Raw genomic sequence first — 13,960 nt, 5'->3', positions numbered from 1 at the left:
ACTGACAATCACACTTAAATAAACGAGTTACAAAACCTAACGTTTTTATTTTTATAGCTCAAGCATTATCCCCCAACGGCCTCGTCATTTGAGAAAATGCTCTCCCCTAACAACCAATACCACTATTGAGGCTCCCAACAACTGTAGGCCTTACTCTCTGCTCTTCAGAACTAAATTTCACGCGATGCTGTTATTCAGCGCTAATTTTTTGCGCGCGATTGCCGATGAATATGATGACTTAACTAAAAGCAGCAGGCAGGGCGTGTAATCCAGGTACGCAATTTTACAAAGGAAACGACTACACACGGCGTTAACGCAAAGCGCAACGCTGCGGCAAGTGCAAGCAATAATCAGGGAAGGCAGTTCCACAGAGAAGCATTGTTCTGGTGTTACGGCAACGAACCACTAAAAGAGAATGAATGATGTCCCGATATATTCTGATTGTTGACGACAGCCGCCTGTCGCGCATGATTTCACGGCAGTTTGTCACAAATCTGCATAACGACTGGAAAATTGACGAGGCCGGCACGGGCGAAGAAGCGATCGCTCTGGCTGCAACAACGGCGCCGTATCTGATCTTGCTGGACGTTAATATGCCGGGCATTGGCGGGCTGGAGACGGCTTCGCGCATTCGTAAAAGCCACCCGCAAACCCACATTGTTCTGCTCACAGCCAATGTGCAGCATTCCGTGCAAGCCGTCGCCGAAGAACTTGGCCTTGGCTTCCTGCCGAAACCGCTGAAAGAGCCGCAGCTCCATGCATTGCTGAACAGCCTGGAGACGAACTCATGAACGCGCTGACGGATATCAGCGATATCGAAGCTGACAGCCTGATGGAGATCTTCAACATTGGCGTCGGCCATGCGGCCGCAGCGATGAGCAATATCGTCAATGAAGAAGTACGCATGTCGGTGCCGACCATCCGCTTTACTACCCGCTCGGAAGCCGCCGACGAGCTGGGTGCAGGCGTCTCGCTGTTTGGTATCAGCCAGTATTATGAGGGCGCGTATGCCACGGAAGCGATTCTGATGTTTCCGGAAGCCGCCAGTTTTGAAATCGTGCGCATGATGGTTGGCGATCTGATCCCCGCCCACGAACTGGGAGAGATGGAACGCGAAGCGATGAGCGAAATCGGTAATATTGTGCTCAACGCCTGTGTTGGCACGCTGGCGAACATGTTCCAGAAAGAGCTACAGGGCTCGCTGCCCGAGGTGCGCGTCGGCACCAGCAAGGAGATCCTCAATCCGGACAAAGATGAAAACGATCCGATAGTGATGATGCTGCGCATCGATTTTGCGCTGGAGCGCCAGCAAATTCAGGGGTATCTCGCGTTTATCCTTGATATGTCCGCGCTGCAAGACTTACGTGAGCAAATCCGGCTTTATATCAACCGCATTGAGTCCGGTTGTGTTCCCGACGGAATGTAATCATGAAAGATAAGTTGTTACTGGATGCATTCTCTGCGCTCAGCCTCGGCGTAATCATCGTTGATGCGCAATACCGCATTACGTTGTGGAACGCCTGGCTGGAAGCCCATACCGGTCTTGCCGCCAGCGAAACGCTGGGGGAGGATTTTTTTACTGTCTTTCCTGATTTGCTGTATCACCGCGTTGGCGATGCTATCCATCAGGCAATTGGTCACAATTTATCAGCCCTGCTGTCGCAGTCGCTGCACCGTTCTCCATTTCCGCTTTATGCCGAACCGGCGCGGCCTGCCGCCCGGTTGAGCCAGGCCGTAACGATTGTCCCGCTGGGTGATGCTGAACGGTTTTGCCTGATCCAGATTGTGGATGTTACGGCCGCAGTCCGCCGCGAATCCCTGCTGCGCGACCAGGCGCATGAGCTGTTATCACAATCGCTGTCGGACGGTCTTACCGGTGTAGGCAACCGGCGTTACTTCGATCTCTGCATTGATCGCGAATGGCGCGCCAGCAAGCGCAACAACAAATCGCTGTCGCTGCTGCTTATCGATGTCGATCACTTCAAACGCTATAACGATTGCTACGGCCACCAGCGCGGAGATGAATGTCTGCAACAGATCGCGAATGCCATGCGTAATGCGCTGGATCGCCCGAACGACATTCTGTTTCGCTATGGCGGCGAAGAGTTCTGCGCCCTGCTGCCGGAAACGCGCTCCGCCGATGCGGTGGAAATCGCCGAACGGTTACGCACCAGCGTTCAACTGCTGGATTTGCCCCATGCCAACTCGCCAGACGGCATCGTCAGCGTGAGCATTGGTGTCGCCAGCCACAACCAGCAACAGCACACAGAATACGGCCAGCTTATTCAGAGCGCTGATGATGCGCTGTACGTGGCCAAACGCGCAGGTCGCAATACGGTGCGCGTAAAATCCGCCACCCGACAACCGCGACCGGTTAAGAGCTGATGGCGTCGGGCTATAAAAAACCCGCTCCGGCAGTGGTGGTGAAACGGCGCTAAGACAATTTCTGACACAATGAACGAACGGGCATAAAGACGATCGGCTGATTTATTAGCATAACCAGTAGATCATACTTTTCTATGCCCCTCTTTTTACCCGCTTATTACCGGGGATTGCAGCGCGTAGTGAGATGAGAAATGAGAAATCGGCATTAAGCGAAATACCTTATGCTTATCGCCAGCCTTTTTGTATGTCAGCCAGGGCGGTTGGCATAACTTCAGGCATATGCATCCAGCCTTTCGTATGCATATAGTCGATGCAGCGTTCTTTCACGCCCTCCGCTGCGCCAGAATAATAGCCAAATCCGACGCCATCTGCATTTAATCCGAGATTTTGGCAAACCTTATGCATCTCTGCACTGACCGCATTATCGACAACAAATTTATCGACACCAAGGCGCAGGGCACTTTCTGCTGCCGCAAAATGTAATAAATAAATGATGCCTCTGTGCTGCATTTCTATTGGCAAAAAGATATCCGAATAGCCTAACGTCGAGGCGTTATTGTAATTGCCGTCGCGATCGGCCACGTACATACGCTGAAGATAAGACGATTCAACCCCCTTCCCTGACAAGTTTATTTTAAAGTCCAGGGTATTTTGCGTATTGCTTTTTGCCAGACGAAAAATTTCAATATTTCCATGCCGGGGATGACGAAAATGAAATGAACCGGCATATAAATTTCTTTTTTCTGCTGAAATTGCGTGAATATTTTCGCTTGCCGGTAAATCTACCGCCAGATTCTGTGATGGATTTGACACTGTCGCAGACACTTCATGTTGCGAAGCTGTTCTTACCGCCGATGTCTGTTGAAGTTCTGTGGACTCTTCCGCTGATGGGGAAATACAGCACAACTGACGCAAACCCTGGGCAATAGTATTCATAGCCGTTATCTCCGAAAAAGGGTGCTATTTATGCAGCCCCATTTAATTTTATGAGTGGGCAAAGCCATTAAAAAGTTCCAAAAAAACTTATGATTGAGCGTATTAACATTATCTTTTACACGTAATTCATACATTCCCTGAAGAATACCCCTATAAAAACCAGGAAAATAAAAAATAAAAAAGCGACCAACGCTATAAAAAACATAAAACCGATGTATTTCCAATAAATAAGAAACAGGCGAACATCTGGCAGGCCATCAACTCTTTGAATATCAAAACAATCAAATTAATTATCAAAAAAATGAACAATGTGAATTATCCTATATTTGTACTCAGACATAATGATTAATTTCAAGAAACTTTTTACGTTAACGCAGATAACGCTCTGAATGATAACTGATATATTATTAAAGACGTTATTAACCACATCCTACGAAAATATAAAAAACAATAAAAACAGACCTTTATCCTTTTGATTTTAAAATAAAACACAAATATATTAGGCATATTCTTATTCTGCCTTCTGATACCAGAAAAATAGTGTACATTTTCTTTGCGCATTGTTGAGTTATCTATTCACATCTTAATCAGCAATGCCTTCACCTTAATATGGTTAATTATCAATGAGGTCTAAAATGAATACTGTACGCGAACTGAATGCAGAAGAATTGGATATGGTTTCTGGTGCAGGTCTTGGCCCCATAGCAGGCGGTGTAATTAGTGGTATAGGGGACGCACTTGAGCCGACGGAAGGCATTCCGGTTGTTGGCGCAGTTACCGGTGCTGTTGATGACATCCTTGGTACAGTAGGCGGCATTGTCTCAACCCTGCCGTAAATAACCGACTGCCCGGCTGGTTTTCACTGGCCGGGCCAATAATTGCTGGAATAAAACACTGCAAAAATATTGCAAGGATTATTTTTGCGTACTGCATAATATTACCTTTTACACTATTACAGTCTTGTTATGTTTAATTTATCGTGAGATTAAAAATGAATATGGCACGCAAATTAAATACAAGCAGAGTCGCAAGAGAACGCTTTGCCAATATTATGCCAGCACTCTGTCAATTCAGAAATTAAGCAGGGACGTAACAGTTATGCTTTTTCGTAAAGAAGTTGCCGAAAATATCCGATCACATCAATCCGGGCAGGTATTATTATTAACCGGCTGGCCAGTCTGGTTGACGATCGCAGTGACGCTGTTATTTATCGCCGCATTATTACTGTTTTTAATTTACGGTAATTATACCAGGCAAGTTAATGTCAGCGGTGAAATCAACTCCTGGCCGCACACCACTGATTTATTCGCCCCCGAAGAAGGGGTTATTGCCCGTGTTTTTATCACACCGGGGCAAACAGTCCGCGCCGGTGCTGCTCTTTATGAACTGGATGTCAGTAAAACATCGCCTTCCGGCAACCTCAGTTCCACCACGCTGGCTGTACTGGAAAATCAATCCGTGCAGATTGATAAGGCGCTAAGAAACATCGATTACAACCAGCACGTCACACTGGAAAGCCTGCAAAAACAGCTGGATCAGCTATCGATCGAACGGCAAAAAACCGTGTCCATGGTAGACATCTCTGCTGAAGGCGTTAATGCCATGCGCTCCAGCATGAAGGACTATGAGCGATATCGCAGTCAGGGGCTGGTTACAACAGACCAGCAAAACAATCAGCGCTACCTTTTTTATCAGCAGATGAGCGTCTGGAATAGCCTCAGCTCGCAGATTGTTCAGCAGGATATGCAGATAAATTCTCTGCGCAGCGATCTGGTAACCCGCGCCGCTCAGTTTGATGAACAGAAATCGCGCTACCTTCTGCAACAGGCAGATATTAAGCGACAACTGGCTGAAGCGAACGTGAGTAAAACCCGTCTTATTACCGCGCCCGCAGCGGGCCATGTTTCGTCCTTAAATATCACGCAGGGACAAATGGTTGCCGCCGGAGATGAAGTCGTGCAGCTGGTTCCTTCCACGGGAATCCTGTTTCATCTGGTGCTGTGGCTGCCGGATGACAGCGTGCCTTATATCAAACCCGGAGAAGACATTAATATCCGTTATGCCGCCTATCCTGCGGAAAAATATGGACAATTCCCGGGGAAAATCATTTCCGTATCGTCGGCGCCGGTAACGGGATCAGAGCTGAGAAAACGCGCCAGCATACCGCAATCACCAGGCAAAATATGGTTCAAGGCCGTGGTAGCGGTGGATAAAGAAAAACTACAGTGGCGGGGAAAAAGGCTGCCGCTGGTCAGCGGAATGCAGGCGCAGGCCACCCTTTTTCTGGAAAAACGTCCGTTATATCAATGGATGTTCTATCCCTATTACACGCTGAAAAACAGCATTTCGGAGCCAGTTAGTGACAAAGCCTGAAATAAAACAACTACTTTCCCGCCTGCATTTAACGCTGCGACACCGAATGCCGGTACTGCTGCAAACGGAAACAGCAGAGTGCGGGCTTGTTTCGCTGGCAATGATTGCTGACTGGTATAACCTGCCGACGGATGTCCGTAACTTACGCCAATATGGCGGTTTTTCTATCCGTGGTGCCACTCTGCGCATGGTGATGGATACCGCTGCGTCGATTGGCATGAAATCCCGCGCCCTGCAGTTGGATATGGATAACCTCCCCGCGCTGAAACTGCCCTGCATTTTGCACTGGGATCTGAATCATTTTGTCGTGCTGGCCGCGATTCGCCGGGGAAAGGTGGTCATCCACGATCCGGCGGCCGGGCGACGGATTATGGGCATGAAAGAGGTGTCGCTGCATTTCACCGGTGTGGCTCTGGAGCTGTGGCCTGCGGGTGAGATGAAACAGGAGCAGCAACCACGCAACCGGCTCCGTCTGAGTACGCTCACCGGCCGTATTGCCGGGTTTGCTATTACACTGACCAAACTCTTCTGTTATTCAATATTGGTTGAATCTTGCGGTTTATTGTTGCCAGCAGGCATGCAGCTAATTATGGATCATGCTATTCCGGCAAACGACACAAGTTTATTGACCTTAATATGTCTGGGGCTGCTTTTTTTTGTGCTGTTCAGAACCGGCATCAGTATGCTCAGAGGCTGGACTTCTCTGGTGGCGAGCACGCTCATAGATATACAGTGGAAGGCCGGATTATTTGAGCGCATGTTATCCCTGCCATTAGCTTATTTTGAGAAACGCCGACTGGGGGATATTCAGTCGCGTTTCTCTTCGCTTGGAATATTAAGAACCACGCTCACCAACAATGTCGTCAGCGCGATTATGGACGGGATTATGCTTGTCGGGCTGATAGTGATGATGCTGTTATATGGCGGCTGGCTGCTGTGGATTGTGCTGGCTTTTTTCCTCGCATGGGGAGGGTTCCGCCTGATGACTTATCCGGCCTGGCGCCGGGCTTCAGAGGAATTAATTGTTCGCGAGGCCCGCGCTGGCTCGCATTTTATGGAAACGTTGTACAGCATTAATACCATTAAAGCGCTGGGGCTGGATAAACAACGCGCCCAGCATTGGATAAATCTCAACGTTGAAAGCGCTAATGCGACAGTACGCAAAACTCGTTATGAGATGTTATTTAGCGGAGGAAATATCCTGATCGCCGCGCTTGAGCAAATTGCTTTACTGTGGCTGGGTGCACATCAGGTAATAGACGGACAGCTAACGTTGGGTATGTTTGTGGCGTTTAATACCTATCGCGGGCAGTTTGCCGATCGCGCCAATAATTTACTGAATATGCTGCTTCAGTTACGCATGCTTTCCCTGCATAAAGAACGCGTGGCGGATATCGCCCATGCCGAAGCGGAAAGCCCCCTCAGTGAACATACCCGTCAACTGCTGGCACCAGGGGAACCCGCAACGCTAACCCTACACAATTTATCTTTTCAGTATGATCCTTTTGTTCCCCCTCTGTTTAGTGAGCTGCACATAGAAATAAACGCCGGCGAAAGCGTGGCGATTATTGGCCCCTCCGGCAGAGGAAAAACTACGTTATTGAAAATTATGGCTGGCCTTTTACAACCCACAACCGGTGAAGTACATATCAATGGCATGAACATACGAACCACAGGGCTGCGTAATTATCGCGCTTGTATTGCTTGTGTATTACAGGACGATTCGCTGCTGGCCGGTTCCGTTGCAGATAATATCAGCGCGTTTGATCCGCAGCCTGATGAAAAATGGATGCAACACTGCGCACAGCTAAGCAATATTCACGAAGATATTCTTCGCATGCCGATGGGGTATCAGACATTGATCAGCGAGCTGGGCGGCAGTTTGTCCGGCGGACAGAAACAACGGTTATTGATCGCCCGGGCATTATATCGCCGACCATCAATTTTATTTCTCGATGAAGCCACCAGCCATCTGGATACGGTAAACGAAGCGCAGATCAACACCGCCATCAAATCATTGCGCATAACGCGGGTTATTATTGCTCACCGCCCTTCCACTATTGCATCCGCAGACCGGGTAATTGATTTAGATCGGGGAAAATAAGTAGCACCAAAAAAATTGAGGATGCACCAGGCATCCTCAATGTGATCGGGCAAAAATATTACCGCGGTATTACTGCAGCAGAGAAATATCCGCTACCTGCAGGAACAGTTCACGCAGTTTCGCCAGCAGCGTCAGGCGGTTAATACGCACGTCTTTGTCGTCGGCGTTTACCATTACCTTCTCGAAGAACTCATCGACCGGCTCACGCAGTTGCGCCAGTTCGATCAGCGCTTCCTGATAGCGACCTTCTGCAAAGAACGGCTCCAGCTTATCGCGCAGCACCACCAGATTACCGGCCAGTTTGATTTCGGCCGCTTCTTTCAGCACCGAGGCATGAACGATATCGTTCAGCGTTTCATCAGACTTCGCCAGAATGTTGGAGACACGCTTGTTGGCTGCCGCCAGCGCCGCCGCTTCTTCCAGGGTACGGAAGTGCGAAACCGCCTTCATACGCGCATCGAAGTCCGCCGGTTTGGTCGGGCGGCGCGCCAGTACGGCCTGAATGGTGTCAACGCTGAAACCTTCGTCCTGATACCAGGCGCGGAAGCGACCCAGCATAAAGTCGATCACATCATCAACCACGTTAGCGTTGGTCAGCTTGTCACCGTACAGACGCACCGCTTCTTCGGTCAGCGTTTGCAGATCCAGCGCCAGGTTCTTCTCAACGATAATACGCAGCACGCCCAGCGCGGCACGGCGCAGCGCGAACGGGTCTTTATCGCCTTTTGGATGCTGGCCGATACCAAAGATACCCGCCAGCGTGTCCATCTTGTCAGCAATCGCCAGCGCACAGGCAATCGGGTTCGACGGCAGTTCATCACCGGCGAAACGCGGCTGATACTGCTCGTTAAGCGCCACGGCAACATCTTCTGCTTCGCCGTCGTGACGCGCATAGTGCATGCCCATCACGCCCTGGGTGTCGGTAAATTCAAACACCATGTTAGTCATCAGATCGCACTTGGAGAGCAAACCCGCGCGGGTGGCGTGATTGACGTCAGCGCCAATCTGCCCGGCGATCCAGCCCGCCAGCGCCTGAATGCGGTCGGTTTTGTCGCGCAGCGTGCCCAGATGCTGCTGGAACAGCACGGTTTGCAGGCGCGGCAGATGATCCTCAAGGCGTTTTTTACGGTCGGTATTAAAGAAGAACTCGGCATCCGCCAGACGCGGGCGCACCACTTTCTCGTTACCGGAGATAATCTGCTGCGGATCTTTCGATTCGATGTTGGCGACGAAGATAAAGTTCGGCAGCAGTTTGCCGTCGTTACTGTAAACCGGGAAGTACTTCTGGTCGCCTTTCATGGTGTAGACCAGCGCTTCCGCCGGAACCGCGAGGAATTTCTCTTCGAACTTCGCCGTCAGCACTACCGGCCATTCCACCAGCGAAGTGACCTCTTCCAGCAGGCTGTCGCTCAGATCGGCATTACCGCCGATTTTGCGCGCTGCATCGATGGCATCCGCTTTGATTTTGGCTTTACGCGCATCGTAATCAGCAATCACTTTGCCGCGCTCAAGCAGAATTTGCGGATACTGATCGGCATTATCGATCGTGAATTCCGGCTCGCCCATAAAGCGATGGCCACGGATCACACGATCGGAATCGATGCCCAGAATCGTCGCCGGAACAACGGTGTCACCCAGCAGCAGTGTAACGGTGTGCACCGGACGCACAAACGTCACTTCCGACGCGCCCCAGCGCATCAGTTTCGGGATCGGCAGCTTAGCAAGCGAGGTGGCAACCATGTTCGGCAGCAGCGTTTCGACGCTTTCACCTTTCACATGGGCGCGATAGAGCAGCCACTCGCCTTTGTCGGTGGTCAGACGCTCGGCCTGATCGACGGTAATACCGCAACCACGCGCCCAACCTTCTGCGGCTTTGCTTGGTTTGCCTTCGGCATCAAACGCCTGCGCAATCGCCGGGCCGCGTTTTTCAACTTCGCGATCCGGCTGCGATGCAGCAAGTTTTGCCACTTTCAGCGCCAGACGGCGCGGCGCGGCAAACCACTGTACGTCGCCGTGAGCCAGGCCCGCGGCATCCAGTTCAGCGGTAAAGTTGGCAGCGAAGGACTCGGCCAGGCTGCGCAGTGCTTTTGGTGGCAGCTCTTCGGTGCCGATTTCCACCAGGAATGTTTTCTCAGACATGGCCGCCTCTTATTTATTTCTGTTGCACATCGGGAAGCCAAGGGCTTCACGGGAAGCGTAATACGCTTCAGCGACTGCTTTGGTCAGCGTGCGGATACGCAGGATATAACGCTGGCGTTCCGTTACGGAGATGGCTTTACGCGCATCCAGCAGGTTGAAGCTATGGGCGGCTTTCAGAATACGTTCGTACGCAGGCAGCGGCAGCGGGTTTTCCAGCGCCAGCAGCTTCTGCGCTTCTTTTTCATACTGCTCGAAGCAGCTAAACAGGAAGTCGACGTCTGCGTATTCAAAGTTGTAAGTGGACTGCTCCACTTCGTTCTGATGGAAAACATCGCCGTAAGTGGTTTTACCCAGCGGGCCGTCGCTCCAGACCAGGTCGTAAACGCTGTCTACGCCCTGAATGTACATCGCCAGACGTTCCAGACCGTACGTGATCTCACCGGTAACCGGTTTGCACTCCAGACCGCCTACCTGCTGGAAGTAAGTGAACTGCGTCACTTCCATGCCGTTCAGCCACACTTCCCAGCCGAGCCCCCAGGCGCCCAGCGTCGGGTTTTCCCAGTTATCTTCCACGAAACGAATATCGTGAATCGTCGGATCCATACCCAGCTCTTTCAGTGACCCGAGGTACAGCTCCTGAATGTTATCCGGGGAAGGTTTAATCACCACCTGGAACTGGTAATAGTGCTGTAAGCGGTTCGGGTTTTCGCCATAACGGCCATCGGTCGGGCGGCGGGATGGCTGGACATAGGCCGTCGCCATCGGTTCTGGCCCCAGCGCGCGTAGACTGGTCATCGGGTGGGAGGTACCGGCGCCAACTTCCATGTCCAGAGGTTGAACGATGGTGCAGCCCTGACGGGCCCAATAATCCTGTAAGGTCAGGATCAGACCCTGAAAGGTCCTGGTATCAAACTTTTGCATATTCTTTCGTGCTGGATACGTGTGGATTTAAAGGAAGCGCCCAGTATACCCGCTGACTGCAAGATATACAGTATGAAACGGAGGTGTTTAAGGAAAATTGGGAAATTCACACGGCCGCGGGCCGCGTTCTGAACGCTTAGCGCATCGAAAGATGTAGAAACTGGCCTTCTACGTCAAAAGCACAGACAAACGCCTCGCTACGGGGTGTCATACCATGCATTTCGTAGCTGCCGCGAAACTGTTCAAAACCGGTAACGGCAATTTTTTGCGCTGCGGTATTGTAGCGATGCGCGGCGTTTTGCCGACATAACTGCTCCATATCGAGGGAGCGAACCGGATCCGGTCTGGCGTTTTGCGCGCGCTGCACGGGCGTGCCCGGCGCGGCGCTGCATCCTGCCACTAACAGCAGCAACATCGGTATGAGAGATTTCATCATTTTTATCACTGCCCTGTTCGCTGGCTGTTATTTTTAAAGGTAAGAGTACTAGTTTTGCAAATCTGTGAAAAACTGCACAAGCGGGTGCGGGAAAACTCAGAATTATCCAGAGCGTCAGGTGGATAAACGGCAGGTCAGAGGATATTTAACGTTAAAACAGAGGAACTGATGCAGTCGAAAATTTACTGGATAGATAATCTGCGAGGGATAGCCTGTTTGATGGTGGTGATGATCCATACCACCACCTGGTACATTACCAACCCGGCCAGCATTACCACTTTCGACTGGAATGTCGCGAATCTGCTGAATTCCGCCTCCCGCGTCAGCGTGCCGCTGTTTTTTATGATTTCGGGTTATCTCTTTTTTGGCGAACGCAGCGCACAGCCGCGTCATTTCCTGCGCATTGCACTGTGCCTGGTGTTTTACAGCCTTATCGCCCTGCTCTATATCGTCCTTTTTACCTCGATTAACAGCGAGTTATCTCTACGTTACCTGCTGCAAAAACCGGTGTTCTACCATCTGTGGTTTTTCTTCGCGATTATCGTTATCTACCTGGTTTCGCCGTTGATTCAGGTGAAAGCGCTCAGCGGCAAAATGCTGCTGGCGCTGGTCGTGGTCATTGGCATTGTGGCCAACCCGAATACGGTGTCGCAGAAGATCGGCCATTTCGAATGGTTGCCCATCAACCTCTACATTAACGGCGACACGTTTTACTACATCCTTTACGGCATGCTGGGTCGGGCGATCGGTATGATGGAGACGCAAAGACGGCAGTTGACGCTTTTCAGCGCGGCGATCTTTTTGCTGGCGGTCTGGGGAATTTCACGCGGGACGCTGCACGAGCTGAAGTGGCGCGGCAACTTTGCCGACACCTGGTATCTTTACTGCGGTCCGTTAGTGTTCCTCTGCGCCATCGCACTGTTCACGCTGGTTAAAAATACGCTGAACGATCGCACGCTGCCGGGCCTGACGCTGATTTCGCGCCACTCGCTGGGGATTTACGGTTTCCACGCGCTCATTATCCATGCGCTGCGCACGCGCGGCGTGGAGCTGCGCGGCTGGCCGCTACTCGATATCGTGTGGATTTTTGTCGCCACGCTGCTGGCAAGCCTGGCGCTGTCGATGCTGGTTCAGCGCCTCGACCGACGGCGTTTCGTTAGCTAGCCATTCGCGACCGCGCCCGGTGCAACTGGCGCGGCGAAGAGAACCCGGCGGCCAGCGCCGCCTGCTCCGCGCCGTGCCCCTGCAACAAGCACTGCTCAGCAATCACCAGGCGTAACTGTTCAAGGTAGTCGCGCACGCTGATGCCCAGATGTTGCTGGAACAGGCGCGTCAAATGGCGCGGGCTGACATGTGCGCATTCGGCGATATCCGCCAGTTGCCATGCTTTTTGCGGCTCGGCGGTGAGCGCATCCTGCGCCCGATGCACTGCCGGGTGAAGATGATTGCGGTAACGCAGCCACGGAGAAATCTGCGGATCGTCGCCGGAACGGCGGAACCAGACCACCATCTCACGCGCTACCGCCAGCGCCATTTCCGGCCCCCGCAGGCGGTTGATCAAATGTAAGGCCAGATCGATGCCGGAGGTGATACCTGCGCTGGTCCAGATGCCGCGATCTTCAATAAAAATACGGTTCTCTTTCACCTGCGCCGTCGGCGCTGCCGCTTTTAATCGCGCAATCACGTCATGATGCGTGGTGCACTGCACGCCACTCAACAACCCGGCTTTCGCCGCCAGCACTGCGCCCGAACAGACGCACATCAGGGTAATGCTCTGGTTGTGGATCTGCGGTTGCAGGCGCATCAGCCAGTGCAGTACGAGACTGGCCTGCGGCGTGTTGAAAAAATTCGCCGAATCGCTGACGCCGGGCAACACCAGCAAACTGCCTGCCGGCAAGGTTTCCGGTAGCGGCGAGATGTTGCCCATATTCAGGCCAATCGACGTAGGCACTTCGGCGTCTGGCCCGATGTAATGCAGGCGGAAAGCATCCTGTGCCAGCACGAATGTTTCCGCCGGGCCGGCCATATCCAGCGCCAGCACTCCCGGCAACATCACAAACCAGACATCTATCGTCATTAGCGTTCCAGAATTTCGTGGACGGTTTTAATCGTGGCGAAGCGGCCTTCCAGCACTGTTTCCGTGCGATGGCGCAACGCATCGCAATCCAGCGTAATCCCTTTATGCGTCATCGGGAAGGTCAGCGTCGCTTCGCTGACAAACGTCACACGATAACCCAAATCCGACGCCACGCGCGTTGTGGTTTCGCAGCACTGTTCAGTGCGAATACCGCAAATAATCAGATGATTTATATCACGCGCGCGCAGCCAGTGATCCAGCCCAGTATCGGTAAAGGCATTGTGCACATGCTTGTAAAAGGTGACGGCTGGTTGATGTGTCAGAAAAGGCATCGGCGCAACAAAACCGCTCTCCAGCGAGAAGGGGCCGCTGTCAGCAACGTGAAAGATATCGACAACCGGAATGCCGCGCGCTTCACAGCCGGAAATCAGAGCAGAAATGGCCTGCTGGAAAGCAGGAAAATCCTTCTCCTGCCAGTATTCACGATGAAAGAAAGATTGTTGTGTATCGATATTGATAAGGGCGGTACGTGACATTTCAGGACTCCTTGCTCAGTGGGGATAACGCTATTCTGGCAAGGAGTGTTACG

General features: G+C 51.8%; 13 protein-coding genes. 7 read left to right on the top strand and 6 right to left on the bottom strand.

Going from position 1 to position 13,960, the window contains the following annotated elements; genetic code table 11:
• Positions 1 to 419 precede the first annotated feature (419 nt).
• Genes AWR26_RS00800 through AWR26_RS00790 form a run of 3 tightly spaced genes read left to right on the top strand, consistent with a single transcriptional unit; the run spans position 420 to position 2,385 of the window.
• Complete coding sequence (locus AWR26_RS00800; RefSeq protein ID WP_064562859.1) at positions 420 to 791, top strand: response regulator; 372 nt, start codon at positions 420 to 422, stop codon at positions 789 to 791.
• Positions 788 to 1,426: a chemotaxis protein CheC gene (locus AWR26_RS00795; protein WP_043956131.1), complete on the top strand. Its 639-nt coding sequence runs from the start codon at positions 788 to 790 to the stop codon at positions 1,424 to 1,426. Before AWR26_RS00800 ends, AWR26_RS00795 begins: the two co-directional genes overlap by 4 nt.
• Positions 1,427 to 1,428: 2 nt before the next feature.
• On the top strand, positions 1,429 to 2,385 hold the full coding sequence (locus tag AWR26_RS00790) for a GGDEF domain-containing protein (protein ID WP_064562856.1): 957 nt from the start codon (positions 1,429 to 1,431) through the stop codon (positions 2,383 to 2,385).
• Between the two features lie 225 nt (positions 2,386 to 2,610).
• On the opposite strand, the gene AWR26_RS00785 is transcribed toward AWR26_RS00790, so the two are convergent.
• On the bottom strand, positions 2,611 to 3,321 hold the full coding sequence (locus AWR26_RS00785; RefSeq protein ID WP_139227964.1) for a hypothetical protein: 711 nt from the start codon (positions 3,319 to 3,321) through the stop codon (positions 2,611 to 2,613).
• 635 nt (positions 3,322 to 3,956) lie between these two features.
• Between AWR26_RS00785 and AWR26_RS00780 the strand changes: the two genes are divergently transcribed.
• The 3 genes from AWR26_RS00780 (at position 3,957) to AWR26_RS00770 (ending at position 7,798) form a co-directional block, all read left to right on the top strand.
• Positions 3,957 to 4,157 carry a hypothetical protein gene (locus tag AWR26_RS00780; RefSeq protein ID WP_064562850.1) on the top strand — a complete coding sequence of 67 codons (201 nt, stop codon included), beginning with the start codon at positions 3,957 to 3,959 and terminating at the stop codon, positions 4,155 to 4,157.
• A gap of 262 nt (positions 4,158 to 4,419) precedes the next feature.
• Positions 4,420 to 5,694 carry an HlyD family secretion protein gene (locus AWR26_RS00775; protein ID WP_064562847.1) on the top strand — a complete coding sequence of 425 codons (1,275 nt, stop codon included), beginning with the start codon at positions 4,420 to 4,422 and terminating at the stop codon, positions 5,692 to 5,694.
• Positions 5,681 to 7,798, top strand: coding sequence for a peptidase domain-containing ABC transporter (locus AWR26_RS00770; RefSeq protein ID WP_407658769.1), 2,118 nt, complete (start codon positions 5,681 to 5,683; stop codon positions 7,796 to 7,798). The genes AWR26_RS00775 and AWR26_RS00770 overlap by 14 nt, the downstream gene beginning before the upstream one ends.
• A 69-nt stretch (positions 7,799 to 7,867) precedes the next feature.
• Here AWR26_RS00770 and glyS read toward each other — a convergent pair whose 3' ends face one another.
• From glyS to AWR26_RS00755, 3 genes are all read right to left on the bottom strand, one after another.
• Complete coding sequence (glyS, locus tag AWR26_RS00765; protein WP_064562841.1) at positions 7,868 to 9,937, bottom strand: glycine--tRNA ligase subunit beta; 2,070 nt, start codon at positions 9,935 to 9,937, stop codon at positions 7,868 to 7,870.
• 9 nt (positions 9,938 to 9,946) lie between these two features.
• Positions 9,947 to 10,858 (bottom strand): glycine--tRNA ligase subunit alpha, encoded by a 912-nt coding sequence (glyQ, locus tag AWR26_RS00760; protein ID WP_035886762.1) that lies wholly within the window; start codon positions 10,856 to 10,858, stop codon positions 9,947 to 9,949.
• A 136-nt stretch (positions 10,859 to 10,994) separates the two neighbouring features.
• A complete protein-coding gene (locus AWR26_RS00755; protein WP_064562838.1) occupies positions 10,995 to 11,294 on the bottom strand; it encodes a YsaB family lipoprotein in 300 nt (99 codons plus the stop codon).
• A gap of 168 nt (positions 11,295 to 11,462) precedes the next feature.
• Between AWR26_RS00755 and AWR26_RS00750 the strand changes: the two genes are divergently transcribed.
• Positions 11,463 to 12,458: an acyltransferase gene (locus AWR26_RS00750; protein ID WP_064562836.1), complete on the top strand. Its 996-nt coding sequence runs from the start codon at positions 11,463 to 11,465 to the stop codon at positions 12,456 to 12,458.
• Here the strand turns inward: AWR26_RS00750 and AWR26_RS00745 are convergent.
• Positions 12,451 to 13,371 (bottom strand): GlxA family transcriptional regulator, encoded by a 921-nt coding sequence (locus AWR26_RS00745; protein WP_064562833.1) that lies wholly within the window; start codon positions 13,369 to 13,371, stop codon positions 12,451 to 12,453. The genes AWR26_RS00750 and AWR26_RS00745 overlap by 8 nt on opposite strands.
• On the bottom strand, positions 13,371 to 13,907 hold the full coding sequence (locus AWR26_RS00740) for an isochorismatase family protein (RefSeq protein ID WP_064562830.1): 537 nt from the start codon (positions 13,905 to 13,907) through the stop codon (positions 13,371 to 13,373). The genes AWR26_RS00745 and AWR26_RS00740 overlap by 1 nt, the downstream gene beginning before the upstream one ends.
• Positions 13,908 to 13,960 lie beyond the last annotated feature (53 nt).

This window comes from Kosakonia oryzae (assembly GCF_001658025.2).
GTDB lineage: Bacteria > Pseudomonadota > Gammaproteobacteria > Enterobacterales > Enterobacteriaceae > Kosakonia > Kosakonia oryzae.
The sequence above is the reverse complement of the archived record's forward strand: the minus strand, read 5'-3'. Positions and strand labels throughout refer to the sequence as shown.

Excerpts from the sequence above, each read along its gene's own strand:
- AWR26_RS00800 (WP_064562859.1), top strand. The coding sequence starts at position 420 with ATGATGTCCCGATATATTCTGATTGTTGACGACAGCCGCCTGTCGCGC.
- AWR26_RS00795 (WP_043956131.1), top strand. The coding sequence starts at position 788 with ATGAACGCGCTGACGGATATCAGCGATATCGAAGCTGACAGCCTGATG.
- AWR26_RS00790 (WP_064562856.1), top strand. The coding sequence starts at position 1,429 with ATGAAAGATAAGTTGTTACTGGATGCATTCTCTGCGCTCAGCCTCGGC.
- AWR26_RS00785 (WP_139227964.1), bottom strand. The coding sequence starts at position 3,321 with ATGAATACTATTGCCCAGGGTTTGCGTCAGTTGTGCTGTATTTCCCCA.
- AWR26_RS00780 (WP_064562850.1), top strand. The coding sequence starts at position 3,957 with ATGAATACTGTACGCGAACTGAATGCAGAAGAATTGGATATGGTTTCT.
- AWR26_RS00775 (WP_064562847.1), top strand. The coding sequence starts at position 4,420 with ATGCTTTTTCGTAAAGAAGTTGCCGAAAATATCCGATCACATCAATCC.
- glyS (WP_064562841.1), bottom strand. The coding sequence starts at position 9,937 with ATGTCTGAGAAAACATTCCTGGTGGAAATCGGCACCGAAGAGCTGCCA.
- glyQ (WP_035886762.1), bottom strand. The coding sequence starts at position 10,858 with ATGCAAAAGTTTGATACCAGGACCTTTCAGGGTCTGATCCTGACCTTA.
- AWR26_RS00755 (WP_064562838.1), bottom strand. The coding sequence starts at position 11,294 with ATGATGAAATCTCTCATACCGATGTTGCTGCTGTTAGTGGCAGGATGC.
- AWR26_RS00750 (WP_064562836.1), top strand. The coding sequence starts at position 11,463 with ATGCAGTCGAAAATTTACTGGATAGATAATCTGCGAGGGATAGCCTGT.
- AWR26_RS00745 (WP_064562833.1), bottom strand. The coding sequence starts at position 13,371 with ATGACGATAGATGTCTGGTTTGTGATGTTGCCGGGAGTGCTGGCGCTG.
- AWR26_RS00740 (WP_064562830.1), bottom strand. The coding sequence starts at position 13,907 with ATGTCACGTACCGCCCTTATCAATATCGATACACAACAATCTTTCTTT.